Genomic DNA, 15,823 nt, shown 5'->3' with positions numbered 1-15,823 from the left:
GGTCCGGGCTTTACCTCCCCGCCCCGCAGCGCTACAATGCCCGCCCTTAAAGTGGGGGATCTCCCCTTACCGCTGCACCTGGTGCACGCGGATCTGACCTGTCATCAGAACGAGAACAAACATGTTTAAACCGGAACTCCTTTCCCCGGCGGGAACGCTGCAAAATATGCGTTACGCTTTCGCCTATGGTGCCGACGCCGTCTACGCGGGCCAGCCGCGCTATTCGCTGCGCGTGCGTAACAACGAATTCAACCACGAGAATCTTCAGCTCGGCATCAACGAAGCGCATGCCCTGGGCAAAAAATTCTACGTGGTGGTGAACATCGCGCCGCACAACGCCAAGCTGAAAACATTCATTCGTGACCTGAAGCCGGTCGTGGAGATGGGGCCGGACGCGCTGATCATGTCGGACCCGGGTTTAATCATGCTGGTTCGGGAGAACTTCCCGGAGATGGACATTCACCTCTCGGTGCAGGCTAACGCCGTCAACTGGGCAACGGTGAAATTCTGGAAGCAGATGGGGCTGACCCGCGTCATTCTGTCTCGCGAGCTGTCTCTCGAAGAGATCGAAGAGATCCGCACCCAGGTGCCGGATATGGAGATCGAAATCTTCGTCCACGGCGCGCTGTGCATGGCCTACTCCGGCCGCTGCCTGCTCTCTGGCTACATCAACAAGCGTGACCCGAACCAGGGCACCTGCACCAACGCCTGCCGCTGGGAATATAACGTTCAGGAAGGCAAAGAGGATGACATCGGTAACATCGTGCATAAACACGAGCCGATCCCGGTCACCAACGTTGAGCCAACGCTGGGTATCGGCGCGCCTACCGACAGCGTGTTTATGATCGAAGAAGCCAAACGTCCGGGTGAGTACATGACCGCCTTCGAAGACGAGCACGGCACCTACATCATGAACTCGAAGGATCTGCGCGCCATCGCGCACGTGGAGCGTTTAACCCAGATGGGCGTGCACTCCCTGAAAATCGAAGGCCGCACCAAGTCCTATTACTACTGCGCTCGTACCGCGCAGGTGTATCGCAAAGCCATCGACGATGCTGCCGCCGGTAAACCGTTCGACACCAGCCTGCTGGAAACGCTGGAAGGCCTGGCGCATCGCGGTTATACCGAAGGTTTCCTGCGTCGACATACCCACGACGACTACCAGAACTACGAGCATGGCTATTCGATTTCCGAACGCCAGCAGTTTGTAGGCGACTTCACCGGCGAGCGTAAAGGCCCGCTGGCCGCCGTCGCCGTAAAAAACAAATTCACTAAAGGCGACAGCCTGGAGCTGATGACACCGCAGGGCAACATGAACTTCCGCCTGGAGCATCTGGAAAACAAAAAAGGTGAGGCGATTGAGGTCGCACCTGGCGACGGCCATGTGGTCTGGCTGCCGGTTCCTGAAGAAGTAGAGCTGGAGTTTGCGCTGCTGATGCGCAATTTTGAAGGTGAAAATACCCGAAATCCGCACGGCAAATAGTCAATCAACGGGATTTTTTCACGCTGGGATAATTCTTAGAATCGGATCACATACCGCTTCGTTCAATACGGGTATTATCCCCCCGCTGAAAAACATAACCCATAAATGCTAGCTGTACCAGGAACCACCTCCTTAGCCTGCGTAATCTCCCTTACGCGGGCTTATTTTTTTGTTAACTCCTGAAATTTTTCCCCCTGATAAATATGGCGTTGCATTGACCCGGGAAAGGTTTGTGTCAGCATTAGGCGTATCATCTAAGCAAATCGAACGAACAAAGGAGCCTAATCACATTTTTTAATGGATTTGAGAGGGATGAACACTATTCGGAACATTCCTAATTTTAAGTGTTAACAGGACCTTTACTCTTGATTTATTAACAATCAATGTTTCACACGGACGGAGAGATGAAGTGACATTTACAGGACAACTTTCAAAGGATCTTCCAGATTACGAACTCGCACGCAGTCTTGGTCTTGCCTCTGGCGGCGATATAAATTTCACAGCACTTGCAGGTCAACTGGACTGCAGCAGAAATTTTAGCCAGGCCGGGATTATCTACTCAGACGGTACACGTCAGTGGCTAGTACGGCCATCAAGAAGGATTGCGACACCAAACGAAAGCTCGGTTAGTCATGTAGTCATAACCAAAGTAAATGCCTCACAAGTTAACCCCGTTCACGCAACAACGGCTACGATTCAGTCCCCTTCCCTGGCGACTGAAATTGGTTCAACGGCAATTTCCTGCGGAGCCGCAATTCTTACTGTTGTACTTGCGGCAGGGGCCGGTATGGCTATACCTCTCACTGCAGGGTCTTCCGGTGCTATAGCCGCTGTGATTTTAGCAGGTGGTGTAGCAACTGGAATTCAATGTGCAAATGGGCTTGGCCGACTATCGTTGATTGCTATGAATCACGATGACTACGTTGCGTGGATGGACTCCCAGGAGTGGTATACAGCAACCAACACAGCCCTGGATGCGATTTCTCTTGCCGGGGCTGCTGCGGGTTTAAAAAGCGCTGCATTAACATATCGCCTTCTTAACCGTTCATCGTCTGAGAGTTTGCTCTCCTTATTACAAAAAATGAGCCGGGCCGACCGTACGCGATTAACAGAGGAGATTATTCGTATCCGCAATCCCGGCATCTCGAATTCAGGTGTAAAAGCAGCAATGAAGGCAGGCGTGTATCCCAAACGTTATCCGTCAGAAGCGTTGCAGTTGCTCTTACAGCGTGAGTTGCTGAATACCATTTCAAATTCTTCTGCCTTCGTTGGAAGTGCCATCTCAGGAAATATCAGAAATCCACAGAATGTTGCACAAACGGGTAAATACATTTTTGGTTTAATTCAGTCTTTTTCATTTACAGGAAGTTATTGACCCGTCCATGATGAAATACATTAAAGATAGCCTTGCATTAAGTGCTTTGGTTAAAAGTAAAATGGCGACCGATGATCCCAACCAGCTTGAAACATTAAAAGAACAGTTAAAAGATCGGTTCGGCGTTCCTGTGGGCGTCCATATGACAGGAATTCCTCTGGCAGTGAGCACGTTACTGGCTATTTTTTGCTACGCCATGCTGCAAGTGTCCCTCTGGTTGTTGCTTTTTCGCTGGCTCGGCTTACCCGAATTTAAGGTTATGATGGGAGTATTCATTGCAGCGATTGTGTATTGTCTGGTAGTGATGAGCACGATGTTTCTGACTACACGAGGTTCTTTACCTGGATATAAACTGCATATTTTCGTCATTACGCTGACAGGCATAATGAGCATCATTTATTTCATCTGGACGGGGATTTCGCTTTTATTCGGCCCTGTTGAGAACTACACACCGCAAATAACCTCTTTGCTGGGGCTGGGATGTTTCTTTTTGAACATTATGTGGATGAATTCATCGATTTTTTACCGCTCCATTGCGCTAACGCTACATAATCGGGTCTGGCGTAAGCAGCTCAAAATCGAGGCAAGGCCAATGTCACACCTCAAACGTTGACCACAATAGTCAATTGAGCGGCAGTAGTATGCACTATAAGCGCTACGGGGTTCTTTAGTCGATTTCAAAGCCCTTACGCGGGCTTATTTTTTGCCTTTCATCCTGTTCTTACCCGCTTTTTCCCTCTCTGGGATACACTCTTTCTATAGCTAAAAAAGGGAGCAACCCGGATGGCAACCTATCCAGACAGTTTATTAATTCTTAACGGCAAGAGTGCAGGCAACGATCTGCTACGCCAGGCGATTACCGAATTGCGTGAAGACGGAGCATGCATACACGTGCGAGTAACGTTTGAAAAAGGCGATGCGGCGCGCTACATCGACGAGGGCATCAGGTTAGGTGTTCAGACCATCATTTCCGGCGGCGGCGACGGAACGATCAACGAGATCGCCGGTGCGCTCATTGACCTCAACGCCGCAGCGCGCCCGGCGATGGGGATTTTACCGCTCGGTACCGCCAACGATTTTGCCACCAGCGCCGGTATTCCGGAGGATGTAGGAAAAGCGCTACAGCTGGCCATTCTCGGTAAGGCTACCGCCGTCGATATTGCTCAGGTGAATGAAAAAACCTGCTTTATCAATATGGCGACGGGCGGTTTCGGCACCCGCATTACCAGCGAAACGCCGGAAAAACTGAAGGCCGCGCTGGGCGGCGTATCATATTTGATCCACGGCCTGATGCGCATGGACACCCTCAAGCCCGACAGCTGTGAGATCCAAGGTGAAAACTTCCACTGGCAGGGCGACGCGCTGGTGATTGGTATCGGCAATGGGCGTCAGGCAGGCGGCGGACAGCAGCTTTGCCCGGAAGCGCTGATTAATGACGGTCAATTACAGCTGCGTATTTTTACCGGCGACGGGCTGCTGCCGGCGCTGTTTACGACGCTGACGCAGCCAGAGGAGAGCCCCAATATCATCGACGGGAAATCCGCGTGGTTTGAAGTGATCGCCCCACACGGCATGACCTTTAACCTCGACGGAGAGCCGCTCAGCGGCGAGCGATTCCGCATTGAGGTGTTGCCCGGGGCGTTGCAGTGCCGGTTGCCGCCGGACTGTCAGCTTTTGCGCTGATGTGTTGCCGGGTGGCGGCCCTCTTCCCGTATGCACTGAAGAGTCCCCTCTCCCCGTTGGGGAGAGGGTTAGGGTGAGGGGAAAAGACTTAAGCGATCGTGACCTTACTGTCCAGATAGACGTCCTGAACCGCGTTGATCAGCTTCACGCCGTCGGCCATAGATTTTTTGAACGCCTTACGGCCGAGGATCAGCCCCATGCCGCCCGCGCGTTTGTTAATCACCGCCGTGCGCACCGCATCGGTCAGGTCGGTTTCACCGCCTGCCGCACCGCCGGAGTTAATCAGCCCGGCGCGGCCCATATAGCAGTTCGCCAGCTGGTAGCGCACCAGATCGATCGGGTTGTCGCTGGTCAGCTTGCTGTAGACGCGGTCGTCGGTATAGCCAAAGTTCACCGCTTTATAGCCGCCGTTATTCTCGGCCATTTTCTGCTTCACGATGTCCGCGCCGATGGTCGCCGCAAGGTGGTTTGCCTGACCGGTCAGATCCGCAGACACGTGGTAATCCACTCCGTCTTTTTTGAACGAGCCGTTACGCAGATAGGCCCACAGCACGGTTACCATGCCCAGCTCGTGGGCGCGCTCGAACGCCGCGGAGATCTCTTCTATCTGACGACGCGACTGTTCAGAACCGAAATAGATGGTTGCCCCGACCGCCACCGCACCCATATTGAACGCCTGCTCGACGCTGGCGTAGAGCGTCTGGTCGTATTCGGTTGGGTAGCTCAGGGTTTCGTTGTGGTTCAGCTTAACGAGGAACGGAATGCGGTGGGCATAGCGACGCGACACGGAGGCCAGCACGCCGTAGGTGGAGGCCACGCAGTTACAGCCTGCCTCAATTGCCAGCTCGACGATATTTTTCGGATCAAAATAGAGCGGGTTCGCGGCAAACGATGCCCCCGCAGAGTGTTCAACGCCCTGGTCAACGGGCAGAATAGAGAGGTACCCGGTTCCGCCCAGGCGGCCGGTATTATAAAGCGTCTGCATGTTTCGCAGTACGGCAGGAGGACGGTTGTTGTCGACCATGACGCGGTCTACGTAATCATGGCCAGGCAGATAAAGCTGGTCGGCTGGAATGGTCATACAACGATGCTGTAAAAGGCTGTCGGCGTCTTTGCCAAGCAGCTGCGCAATATCAGTCATAGTGATGCTCCCGTATGTCCGACATGATGTCGGAGCGTGTGATCCAAGCCCACGTTTTTGCAGGCAGACTAAGCCTGGTACCGACTTAACCTATTTTCCACCATTTGCAACTTTTTTAAGCACAATCTGCTGGCTCGTTTCATGTACAACATTTTTGTTACACTGATCAAACAATCGCCTTAAAGGTATTTAAAAGGTATTATCACATGGTATGTTACATGCGTACCTCTGACATGCAGGATTAAAAAAATGAAAACGAAAGTCCAACTGTCATTCATGATGTTTGTTGAATGGTTTATCTGGGGCGCGTGGTTTGTGCCGCTGTGGCTGTGGCTGAGCAAGAGCGGGTTTACCGCCGGGGAAATTGGCTGGTCCTATGCCTGTACCGCTATTGCCGCGATCCTCTCTCCCATCCTGGTCGGCTCGCTGACCGACCGTTTCTTCGCCGCCCAGAAAGTGCTGGCCGTGCTGATGTTCGCTGGCGCGATTCTGATGTATTTCGCAGCACAGCAAACCCAGTTCAGCACCTTCTTCCCGCTGTTACTGGCCTACTCCCTGACCTATATGCCGACCATCGCGCTGACGAACAGCATCGCTTTTGCGAACGTCGATGACGTGGAGGCTGATTTCCCGCGCATCCGCGTGATGGGCACCATCGGCTGGATTGCCTCCGGCCTGGCGTGCGGCTTCCTGCCGCAGATGATGGGCTATAGCGACATCTCTGACACCAATATCCCGCTGCTGATGACCGCTGCCAGCTCCCTTCTGCTCGGCGTCTTCGCACTTTTCCTGCCGAATACCCCGCCGAAGAGCACCGGCAAGCTGGATATTAAAGTGATGCTGGGGCTGGATGCGCTGATCCTGCTGCGCGATAAAAACTTCCTGGTGTTCTTCTTCTGCTCATTCCTGTTCGCCATGCCGCTGGCTTTCTACTACATCTTTGCCAACGGCTATCTCACCGAAGTGGGGATGAAAAACGCCACCGGCTGGATGACCCTCGGCCAGTTCTCTGAAATCTTCTTCATGCTCGCTCTGCCGTTCTTTACCAAACGCTTTGGTATTAAGAAGGTCTTGCTGCTGGGCCTGATCACCGCCGCCATTCGCTACGGCTTCTTTGTTTACGGCGGCGCCGAACAATACTTCACCTACGCCCTGCTGTTCCTCGGCATTCTGCTGCACGGCGTAAGCTATGACTTCTATTACGTCACCGCGTACATCTACGTGGATAAAAAAGCGCCCGTGCATATGCGCAACGCGGCGCAGGGCTTGATCACGCTGTGCTGTCAGGGCTTTGGTAGCCTGCTGGGTTACCGTCTCGGCGGCGTGATGATGGAAAAAATGTTCGCCTATAAAGAGCCGGTGAATGGGCTGACCTTCAACTGGGCCGGAATGTGGACGTTTGGTGCAATCATGATTGTAGTGATTGCCGTGCTGTTTATGCTGTTTTTCCGCGAATCGGATAAAGAGATCACCGCAATTGAGGTGGTTGATGGCGATACCGCGCTGACACGAGGGGAAGTTAAATGAAACAAGACCGTATTCTCGGTGCTCTTTACGGGCAGGCGTTAGGGGATGCGATGGGGATGCCGTCTGAACTGTGGCCGCGCAAGCGGGTGAAAGCGCACTTCGGCTGGATCGACCGTTTCTTACCCGGCCCGGCTGAGAATAATGCCGCCTGCTACTTTAATCAGGCCGAATTTACGGATGATACGTCGATGGCGCTGTGCCTGGCCGACGCGATTATCGAATGCGACGGGGAAATTAATCCTGACGTTATCGGTAAGCATATTCTGGACTGGGCGCTGGATTTTGACGCGTTCAATAAGAATGTGCTCGGCCCGACCTCCAAAATTGCCCTGAACGCCATCCGTGACGGCAAGCCGGTGAGCGAGCTGGAAAATAACGGCGTCACCAACGGGGCGGCGATGCGCGCCTCCCCGCTGGGATGCCTGCTACCGGCCACGCGTCTGGCACATTTTGTTGAACAGGTTGCGTTAGCCTCCAGCCCGACCCATAAATCGGATCTCGCTATCGCCGGTGCGGTGGTGATCGCGTGGGCGGTTTCACGCGCTATCGACGGCGAGCGCTGGCAGAACATCGCCGATGCCCTGCCGGGTATTGCCCGTGCGGCGCAGGAGGCGAACACCACCACCTTCAGCGCATCGCTTTCCGCTCGTATTGAGCTGGCCCTGAAAACCGTGCGCGAAGCCAACGGTACGGAGACCGCCAGCGAGCAGATCTATCAGCTTATTGGCGCGGGCACGAGCACACTGGAGTCCGTTCCGGCGGCGATTGCGATGGTCGAACTCGCGGGCACCGATCCGAACCGCTGCGCGGTGTTATGCGCTAACCTGGGCGGTGATACGGACACTATCGGCGCGATGGCAACGGCCATCTGTGGCGCGCTGCACGGTGTACAGGCCATTGATCCGGCGCTTAAAAGCGAACTTGATGCCGTAAACCAGCTTGATTTCGGACGCTACTGCGAAAAATTGCTGCACTTCCGGGAGCAAAGGGAGGGCGTATGAGTGCTTTTGCCCGCCGTCTCGAAACCCTTCACGCTACGCGCCCCGTAACGGTGCTCGGCGCGGCGGTCATCGACGTGATTGCCGACGCCTACGCCCTGCCCTGGCGCGGGTGTGATATCGAGCTTAAGCAACAGGGAGTGAATATTGGCGGCTGCGCGCTGAATATCGCCATCGCCCTGAAGCGGCTCGGCATTGCAGCGCAAAACGCGCTTCCCGTTGGCCACGGCGTGTGGGCCGATATTATCCGTAATGCCATGGCGAAGCAGGATCTGCACAGCGCCGTGGAAGCGGAAACGGGCGATAACGGCTGGTGCCTGGCGCTGGTGGAGCCTGATGGTGAACGGACCTTCATGTCGTTTAGCGGTGTGGAGAATCAGTGGCAGCAACGCTGGCTGGACGGGTTAAGCGTGCCGGCAGGGAGTCTGATCTCTTTGTCCGGCTACCAGCTGGCGTCCCCCAGCGGTGAGCTGCTGACGGCCTGGCTGGAAAGTCTTCAGGATGTGACGCTCTTTATCGATTTCGGTCCGCGCATCGCGGATATTCCCGACCCGCTGATGGCACGCATCATGGCCTGCAAACCAATCGTCTCGCTCAATCGTCAGGAGGCGGAACTTGCCGCCGAATGGCTTGGCGTGAACGTGGAAGAGCTCGGCCCACGGTGGCAGCAGAGGTTTGGCGCTGCGCTGATCGTACGCCATGATAAAGACGGGGCGGTGTGGTATGACGGTGACGCTTCCGGACACGTTCCGGCGTTTCCTGCTACCGTAGTCGATACCATCGGCGCGGGTGACAGCCATGCGGGAGGTACCCTTGCCGGGCTGGCTGCGGGATGGTCACTGCCAGAGGCGGTGCAGCTTGGCAATGCCGTAGCCGCCTGGGTAGTCAGCCATCGCGGTGGCGACTGCGCCCCCACGCGCGAGGCCCTACTCCTCGCACACAAAGACGTATAGGTCGCTGCGACAGTAGCTGATGCTGTACTCAATTGGCCGGTGCTGTTGATCGAGCGCGACTTGCTTGATCACCAGCACCGGTATCTTATCGTCCATCTTGATATGCGCCTGAAACTCGCTGTCCGGCATCCGGGCGCTGACGCGGGAACGGGTGCGCTGCGGAAAGATATTCTGGCTGCGGAAGTAATCATAAAGCGAGACGCCAATGTCGTCCGGGTTGGGAATTAATCCAACCGGTACCCAGGACTCCTCTATCGATACCGCATCGTCATCCACGTAACGGATGCGCTTAAGCAAAAACACATCGCTTTCCGGCGCAAGGGAAAGATGGCGGGCGATCTCTTCCGGGCACTTCACGATGCGTTTATTGACCCACAGGGTGTTGGGCGTTTTGCCACGCAGCACCACCTGCTGAGAAAAGCCGCGCGCCTCTTTCAGCGAATATTCAAAGATATTGTTGATTTGCGTCCCGTATCCACGCGCGCGGGTAACGACGCCAGCCTCTTCCAGCGCCTGCATGGCTTTACGCACCGTAATACGCGACACACCGGCCAGCTGGCTCAGATCGCGCTCGCCGGGCAAAATATTACCGTGCGCGAGCACACCGCTGCGCACCGCGTTCTTGACCGTTTCGGCAAATTTCAGATACAGCGGCGTGTTGTCCGGTGCGGCAATTCGTTCCTTGAGTTGAGCAATTAACCGGGTATGCGCTTGTTCCATCTCTGTTTTTCTCTGGCATGAGTTTCATGCCAGTATACGGCTTACCACCATGCATGAAAATGGTGAACCGGACCAATACCGTGACCCACTTCCAGAGAATCGGCTTTTGCCAGCGCGCCCGAGAGCCAGACCTTCGCCTCCTGCACCGTATCCGCCCATGTGGCGTGACGAGGACGCAGCGCCGCCAGCGCCGCCGAGAGCGTACAGCCCGTGCCGTGGGTGTTTTTGGTCTGGACGCGTGGCGCGGTGAAACGTTGCGTGCCATCGTGGGTGAAAAGCCAGTCCGGGCTTTCTGCATCATCAAGATGGCCGCCTTTCATCAGCACCGCGCGACACCCCATCGCCAGCAGCGCATTCCCCTGCTCTTTCATCTCACGTTCGTTTTGCGCGTGTGGCGCATCCAGCAGCGCGGCGGCTTCAGGCAGATTTGGCGTGATCAGCGCAACCTGCGGCAGCAGCTTTTTACGCAGAGTGTCGACAGCCGAGGCGGAGAGCAGCGGATCGCCGCTTTTGGCCAGCATCACGGTATCAAGCACCACGTTTTTTATCTGGTAGTGTTTGAGACGTTCAGCGACCGCTTCAACAATGTCCGCCTCTGCCAGCATGCCGATCTTGGTGGTGTCGATACGTACGTCGCTGAATACCGAATCCAGCTGCGCGGCGACAAAATCCGGGTCAATGCGATACACCGACTGTACGCCGCGCGTGTTTTGCGCAACCAGCGCGGTGATAACCGAGCACCCGTATGCGCCGAGCGCAGAGAAGGTTTTCAGGTCTGCCTGGATCCCCGCTCCGCCGCTGGGATCGGTTCCCGCAATAGTCAGGGCATTAATGCGCGTCATACCTGTTCCTCCAGCGCGTAAAGCGCGTCCAGAAACGCGGAGACAAAGCTGCCGGGCCCCCGGCTTTGAGTCAGGGCAACTGACCCTGCGCGCTTCATAAAGCCGCAGGCTGCCGCCGCGTTATCAAGCCTGTCGCCAGGCAGCGAGCAGCAGGCGGCGACGACCGCCGAGAGCGCACAGCCAGTTCCTACCACGCGGGTCATCAGCGGGTCGCCCCCCGCGACCGTACGGGTTCGCTGGCCGTCGGTGATGTGATCCACTTCCCCTGTGACGACTACAACGGCGTGGGTCTGGCGGGCAAGCGCCTGCGCAGCGGTCAACGCGCTCGCTGCCGTATCGGTGGAATCGACCCCACGTCCGCCCGCACTCATTCCGGCAAGGGCGAGGATTTCGGAGGCGTTGCCACGAATGGCCGCAGGTTTAAGGGATAATATTTGCTGGCAAAAACGGGTGCGGAACGCCAGCGCGCCAACCGCGACGGGGTCCAGAACCCAGGGTGTGCCCGCGGCTACCGCGCTCTCAATGGCCCGACGCATCGCCTGGGCGCGCGGCGCGGTGAGTGTACCCACGTTGATGAGCAGGGCATCGGCAAGCGCGGCAAACTGTTCCGCTTCCTCAGCTTCGATCACCATTGCCGGGGAAGCGCCCAGCGCGAGCAGAACGTTGGCGGTGAAGGTCTGCACGACATCGTTGGTCATACAGTGCGTGAGCGGGGAACGGGTTCGGAATTGATGTAAAACGTGTGAGTCGAGCAGGTCAGGCTGCATGGTTTCGCTCCTGCCGTGCGGAAAGAAGCGATGACCGGGTAGGCATCTGACTTCCCTACGCTGGCATTATCCAGATCAGGTAATACGGGTATTTCTCAAATGTTCAAGCGAACACTACCCCGAGTCAAATTACTTAGAAAACAATCATTTACACACAAACAATTTGTAGGTGTTTAGTGTAACCGGGGCCGTAGGCAGGGTGCAAGATTTTTCGAATTATCACAGTATTTATCACAGCAGTTATCACACCTGGAATAGCTAAATCACATAATGAAGCACCTGAAATGTGTTAACCCGCTTGTATACCGCTTAATGATGTTGAGCGTAGGAAAGTAGGCCGCAAAGCTAAAGCATTTGCGACCGTCGAAAGCTAAAGCCTTCCCGGTCATCGCTTCTTCACGCAAGGCAGGAGCGAACACAAAAGACTAAGAGCACCGATAAGGAAAGGCAGAAAGGAATCAATGAGAGCGACGATAGGAAGCATCAGCAATGTTTTCATAAGAGGTAATGAAACGACACGTATCAATACTATAGAGTTTATTACCTGGATCTTTTGCATCTTTATCGAGGCAAATTTTATTATGCGGATCTAACCAATCTTCATACCCTTCAAGTGTTTTGATGTCGTTAGCAAAATTAGCAAAACAACACCAACGAGGGGCAACACTACAACCTTTATAGCTAGGGAAATCTAAGTGATACTTTTCACTATAACAACGTGTAAGCATATGTACCCATAAACTATAGATTCTTGTAAGTTTTCCATTAATCGTAGTTGGTACACCCACTCCTATAAAACCAACCTCACAAACCGAGATTGCATAGGGATCTTTTACTTGTCCTGATTTTAAATTTCTTGCTCTAACCTTTGTAATGAAACCTGTATTATCAAATTTGATAGTTACGCTATCTTTGTTTGTATAATCAATGACAGTACAAAACCCACAATTGTTAGTAATGAATACATCACCAATAGTGATAGATGATTTTGGCATAATATTTACTTCCTTGTTTATCAGGCGGTATAAACAAAAACCTCCTAAATGATTAGATGATTCCCCGCCTGGAGATCTTCCTTTCATATTAGGAGGTTTCGTTATTTTATCACTAACGTGATCACAAACATGTTTTGAGAAGCTTAATTCTCGAATAAAAAAAGTTGGCAAATATTCTAATAATAAACACCAACTTAAAAACAATCAGACATTCCGGTTGTCAATAATTGTTTTTTGTTCCTGAAATTTCTTATCCATCCATACATAAATAACAGGGAGCTTCGCAAGCGCTTACGATTACTTTGTATAAATATATATGGATGATTAAATAATTTCGCAAGCTGAACGCAAGCTTAATATTCCGATAAGAGGGAAAACCACAATAAGGTAAAAGGGCATAAGAGAACGATAAGGGAAATAACTAACTCTCTTATATAAATTTTATTGGCTTTTGCTTTTCTCTATCGGTGTTTTTGAATTTAATGTTTTGATTTTACTTACAACCAAATCTATGATTTGTGTTGTTATTAGAAGGATTAGAAAGTAGATTAATAACTTTCTTTAATTGCTTACCTATACGAATAAAACAATTTTTATTCGAGTAAGTCAAAATCAAAAACATATTTACAAAGAGTAATAAGTAACTCCTGAAGTATTTATGAATTTGTAAGCTTTGCTTACTTTCATTCATTGCTCTCCTGTGTGAATATTCTCTTTTAATATTTAATTATAGCAACACTTGAAAAGGTCTTGGTGCCAGATTTTGTTACTTTTTTTACATTTTATTAAAAAATAGCACTTTTTGTTAAAAATCTTATATTAACCCGTTTTTCCTCATTCATAATGCTTACTTTCAGCTTCAATTGAAGTTAATTTCATATGAAAGTTATGAATTATGATTCAAAGTATACATTTAAAAAATCCATTGAATGAACTTGAAATATAATTTCATTTATAAACATCAACTTATACATCTAGAAACACAGTGTCTATACAACCCCTTGTTTTGTAATGCTTAAATGCCTTTAATATCACATCCAACCATTTAAGCTATATGTGCTAACTGTGATTTAGATCAACATTCCCAAACGTAAACTATTTATAGTTCAGCACAGTTACCACTTAATTAAATTAATGCGAGTCTTTCAAATGAAATGTATTAACAAATCAGTAATGGCTATTACTGTTTTTGGCATCCTGTTATCTAGTGTTGTTAAAGCTGCTACACCCGCTAGTGATGTAGTTCTTTCCAGTGGTCAGGATCTGGAAACAGCACATAGTAATTTGCAAGGTCAAGTTGATGGTCTATCGAATGATATTGCTGATGTGTATTTTAACAAAATCCCTGCAATCAATCAGGTAAATAGTCAACAAGATACAGCTATTAATACTGCTTCCTCTGCTGCTTCTACTGCACAAGATACGGCGGATCAGGCTAAAACATTAGCTGATAAAAACGCTTCCCATATTGCGGCTTCTGATACTGTTGTAATTGAGCAAGGTAAACGCCTTACCACTATTGAAGGTAATCAGGCTAGTGATCACGTTGAAATCCTGCGTAATGCACAAACAGCAAATAGTGCATTAACTACTGCAACAGCTAATACTTCTGCTATTGATAACGTCAACAGTGACTTACAAGGGGCTAAACAGCTTCTTGCTGATAAAGCACAGATTGCGCAAGATACAGCTAATCAAGCCGATACAAACGCTAACACTGCTCTTATCATGGCTGGTAATAACTCTACCCGCCTTACAGCATTAGAAAACGCTCCTAAGCCGACTAACGGCGTAGATGGTAAAGATGGTGTTGATGGTAAAAACGGGATCGATGGTAAAGATGGTGCTACAGGTGCGCAAGGTTTAAAAGGTGATACAGGCGCACAAGGTGTAGCGGGTGTTGCTGGGAAAGATGGTGTTGATGGTAAGAATGGTGTAGACGGTAAAGATGGGAAGGAAGGTAAAGCAGGTAAAGACGGCGTTAACGGGAAAGATGGTGTTAATGGTAAAGATGGTGTGAGTGGTAAGAACGGCGCTAACGGCGTTACCACCACCATCACTAAGAAAGAAGTTGATACAGCTACCATTAACCAGGTTAAGACGCTGAAAACGCAATCAGCTACACAAGCTGCTGATCTGAACGCTGCTAAATCATTCTTCAATACTCAAACTCAACATGCTAACGAACGCATGAGCAACATTGAAGAACAACAAAATGCAGATCGTAAAGAGTATCGCGCTGGTATAGCTGGTTCGGCTGCTATTGCTGGATTGCACTATGTTGATACAGATAATGCTATTGCAATCGGTGCTGCTAATTTCAAGGATCAGCAGGGTTATGCAATCGGCTATCGTCATAAGTTCTCTAATAACGCTGCTGCAACTCTTTCTACATCTGGTACATCAAATGGTGATGAAATCGTAGCTGCATCAGCATCAATAGGATGGTGACGGAAAACTCATAAATCTAGCCCTTCCAATGTGAGGGGCTTTTCTTATGAGCTTTCAATAGTGAAGAGACTAGTTAACCGTGAACAAATCAACAAACCAAACCCCGAATTGATTAGCTAGCCTCTTCGACAATCATTATACTGATAAAGGTAAAAATGACCAAATACATAATCTTTTCTGCGGTGCTGTATACCATGTTTGTTTTAATCGGCGTATGGATCGGTATAATGTATGAATCAACTTATCTGTGTAATGGCTAAGGTAAATAATGGGAAAATGTAACCTGTATCTTATCGCTTGTACTTTGCTTACAAGCTGTGTTTCTTCTGAACCTGTGAGACAAGAAAGCAAGCCTATCGATTTGAGTAAGTATAGTGATGTTCAGCTTTGCAAGACAAAAAACCACTATGAAAATAGTTTGTTGAATGTTAATCCATCTTCACACCCTGAATACAGTGAAAATAAGAATCGTTATAAAATCCTATTAAAAGAAATTCAGTTACGTAATAAAAATAAAGTAGTCGCTTTCTGCGATAAAGTTATAAATGATGATCTAGAATCAACTCTTACTCCTGAGCAAAAAGCTAAACTTGAATTAACCCCTAAGCAAAAGCAAAAAAGAGCATTCTACCTTTGCCAGGCTTTAGGGGAGCAATGCCCCTGAATATCTGCCAAAATTAATTAAATGATCGACTACAATACTTTTATGTTACTGATGGTTGTCTATAACTCATACTGAAGGTAAGTGATGAAGAAGTTTTTGAATCGCCACGGATAATCTAGACACTTCTGAGCCGTTGATAATATAGGTTTTCATATTCAGCCGGTGGCATCTGCTCGCTCGAACCATGCCGACGCTTACTGTTATAAAACATTTCGATATAATCA

Annotated in this window: 14 protein-coding genes and 1 riboswitch; of the genes, 9 read left to right on the top strand and 5 right to left on the bottom strand. The window is 50.6% G+C overall.

What is annotated here, in order from left to right; all coding sequences use genetic code 11:
• Positions 1–121 precede the first annotated feature (121 nt).
• The 4 genes from yegQ to yegS all read left to right on the top strand — a co-directional run bounded on the left by yegQ (position 122) and on the right by yegS (position 4,541).
• Positions 122–1,483 (top strand): tRNA 5-hydroxyuridine modification protein YegQ, encoded by a 1,362-nt coding sequence (gene yegQ / locus ACOTXC_RS20100; protein WP_017383261.1) that lies wholly within the window; start codon positions 122–124, stop codon positions 1,481–1,483.
• Between the two features lie 409 nt (positions 1,484–1,892).
• On the top strand, positions 1,893–2,858 hold the full coding sequence (locus ACOTXC_RS20095) for a hypothetical protein (RefSeq protein ID WP_023300559.1): 966 nt from the start codon (positions 1,893–1,895) through the stop codon (positions 2,856–2,858).
• Positions 2,859–2,865: 7 nt separating this feature from the next.
• The gene (locus ACOTXC_RS20090) at positions 2,866–3,471 is read left to right on the top strand and encodes a hypothetical protein (protein WP_023306583.1); all 606 of its coding nucleotides are present in this window, start codon (positions 2,866–2,868) and stop codon (positions 3,469–3,471) included.
• A gap of 170 nt (positions 3,472–3,641) precedes the next feature.
• Positions 3,642–4,541, top strand: a complete 900-nt coding sequence (gene yegS, locus ACOTXC_RS20085; protein ID WP_126503291.1) for a lipid kinase YegS — start codon at positions 3,642–3,644, stop codon at positions 4,539–4,541.
• An 88-nt stretch (positions 4,542–4,629) separates the two neighbouring features.
• Here yegS and fbaB read toward each other — a convergent pair whose 3' ends face one another.
• Positions 4,630–5,682 (bottom strand): class I fructose-bisphosphate aldolase, encoded by a 1,053-nt coding sequence (fbaB, locus tag ACOTXC_RS20080; RefSeq protein ID WP_022648654.1) that lies wholly within the window; start codon positions 5,680–5,682, stop codon positions 4,630–4,632.
• A gap of 249 nt (positions 5,683–5,931) precedes the next feature.
• Here fbaB and ACOTXC_RS20075 point away from each other — a divergent pair, with 249 nt between their 5' ends.
• From ACOTXC_RS20075 to ACOTXC_RS20065, 3 genes are read left to right on the top strand one after another with little or no spacing between them, the layout of a single operon-like run.
• Positions 5,932–7,209 (top strand): nucleoside permease, encoded by a 1,278-nt coding sequence (locus tag ACOTXC_RS20075; RefSeq protein ID WP_022648655.1) that lies wholly within the window; start codon positions 5,932–5,934, stop codon positions 7,207–7,209.
• On the top strand, positions 7,206–8,210 hold the full coding sequence (locus ACOTXC_RS20070) for an ADP-ribosylglycohydrolase family protein (protein WP_022648656.1): 1,005 nt from the start codon (positions 7,206–7,208) through the stop codon (positions 8,208–8,210). Before ACOTXC_RS20075 ends, ACOTXC_RS20070 begins: the two co-directional genes overlap by 4 nt.
• Positions 8,207–9,160, top strand: coding sequence for a PfkB family carbohydrate kinase (locus tag ACOTXC_RS20065; RefSeq protein ID WP_108394046.1), 954 nt, complete (start codon positions 8,207–8,209; stop codon positions 9,158–9,160). Before ACOTXC_RS20070 ends, ACOTXC_RS20065 begins: the two co-directional genes overlap by 4 nt.
• On the opposite strand, the gene ACOTXC_RS20060 is transcribed toward ACOTXC_RS20065, so the two are convergent.
• From ACOTXC_RS20060 to ACOTXC_RS20045, 4 genes are all read right to left on the bottom strand, one after another.
• Entirely contained in the window at positions 9,134–9,880 is a 747-nt protein-coding gene (locus ACOTXC_RS20060) for a GntR family transcriptional regulator (RefSeq protein ID WP_126490565.1), read from the bottom strand. The genes ACOTXC_RS20065 and ACOTXC_RS20060 overlap by 27 nt on opposite strands.
• Positions 9,881–9,921: 41 nt before the next feature.
• Positions 9,922–10,722 (bottom strand): bifunctional hydroxymethylpyrimidine kinase/phosphomethylpyrimidine kinase, encoded by an 801-nt coding sequence (gene thiD / locus ACOTXC_RS20055; RefSeq protein WP_023300565.1) that lies wholly within the window; start codon positions 10,720–10,722, stop codon positions 9,922–9,924.
• A complete protein-coding gene (gene thiM, locus ACOTXC_RS20050; RefSeq protein WP_126490566.1) occupies positions 10,719–11,489 on the bottom strand; it encodes a hydroxyethylthiazole kinase in 771 nt (256 codons plus the stop codon). The genes thiD and thiM overlap by 4 nt, the downstream gene beginning before the upstream one ends.
• Positions 11,490–11,524: 35 nt before the next feature.
• A riboswitch (TPP riboswitch) is annotated at positions 11,525–11,621 on the bottom strand.
• Between the two features lie 326 nt (positions 11,622–11,947).
• Positions 11,948–12,688, bottom strand: a complete 741-nt coding sequence (locus ACOTXC_RS20045) for a hypothetical protein (RefSeq protein ID WP_123906485.1) — start codon at positions 12,686–12,688, stop codon at positions 11,948–11,950.
• Positions 12,689–13,633: 945 nt separating this feature from the next.
• Between ACOTXC_RS20045 and ACOTXC_RS20040 the strand changes: the two genes are divergently transcribed.
• Positions 13,634–14,935: a YadA-like family protein gene (locus ACOTXC_RS20040; protein ID WP_421767925.1), complete on the top strand. Its 1,302-nt coding sequence runs from the start codon at positions 13,634–13,636 to the stop codon at positions 14,933–14,935.
• 268 nt (positions 14,936–15,203) lie between these two features.
• A complete protein-coding gene (locus ACOTXC_RS20035) occupies positions 15,204–15,599 on the top strand; it encodes a hypothetical protein (RefSeq protein WP_126490568.1) in 396 nt (131 codons plus the stop codon).
• The last annotated feature ends 224 nt before the right edge of the window (positions 15,600–15,823 follow it).

The sequence above is a fragment of the Enterobacter cloacae complex sp. IR5428 genome, from assembly GCF_049238585.1.
Classification (GTDB): domain Bacteria; phylum Pseudomonadota; class Gammaproteobacteria; order Enterobacterales; family Enterobacteriaceae; genus Enterobacter; species Enterobacter intestinihominis.
This window is presented reverse-complemented; position numbering and strand designations above follow the sequence as displayed.

What these genes read in the sequence shown, in the direction of transcription:
- yegQ (WP_017383261.1), top strand. Translation starts at nt 122, where the DNA reads ATGTTTAAACCGGAACTCCTTTCCCCGGCGGGAACGCTGCAAAATATG.
- ACOTXC_RS20090 (WP_023306583.1), top strand. Translation starts at nt 2,866, where the DNA reads ATGATGAAATACATTAAAGATAGCCTTGCATTAAGTGCTTTGGTTAAA.
- yegS (WP_126503291.1), top strand. Translation starts at nt 3,642, where the DNA reads ATGGCAACCTATCCAGACAGTTTATTAATTCTTAACGGCAAGAGTGCA.
- fbaB (WP_022648654.1), bottom strand. Translation starts at nt 5,682, where the DNA reads ATGACTGATATTGCGCAGCTGCTTGGCAAAGACGCCGACAGCCTTTTA.
- ACOTXC_RS20075 (WP_022648655.1), top strand. Translation starts at nt 5,932, where the DNA reads ATGAAAACGAAAGTCCAACTGTCATTCATGATGTTTGTTGAATGGTTT.
- ACOTXC_RS20070 (WP_022648656.1), top strand. Translation starts at nt 7,206, where the DNA reads ATGAAACAAGACCGTATTCTCGGTGCTCTTTACGGGCAGGCGTTAGGG.
- ACOTXC_RS20065 (WP_108394046.1), top strand. Translation starts at nt 8,207, where the DNA reads ATGAGTGCTTTTGCCCGCCGTCTCGAAACCCTTCACGCTACGCGCCCC.
- ACOTXC_RS20060 (WP_126490565.1), bottom strand. Translation starts at nt 9,880, where the DNA reads ATGGAACAAGCGCATACCCGGTTAATTGCTCAACTCAAGGAACGAATT.
- thiD (WP_023300565.1), bottom strand. Translation starts at nt 10,722, where the DNA reads ATGACGCGCATTAATGCCCTGACTATTGCGGGAACCGATCCCAGCGGC.
- thiM (WP_126490566.1), bottom strand. Translation starts at nt 11,489, where the DNA reads ATGCAGCCTGACCTGCTCGACTCACACGTTTTACATCAATTCCGAACC.
- ACOTXC_RS20040 (WP_421767925.1), top strand. Translation starts at nt 13,634, where the DNA reads ATGAAATGTATTAACAAATCAGTAATGGCTATTACTGTTTTTGGCATC.
- ACOTXC_RS20035 (WP_126490568.1), top strand. Translation starts at nt 15,204, where the DNA reads ATGGGAAAATGTAACCTGTATCTTATCGCTTGTACTTTGCTTACAAGC.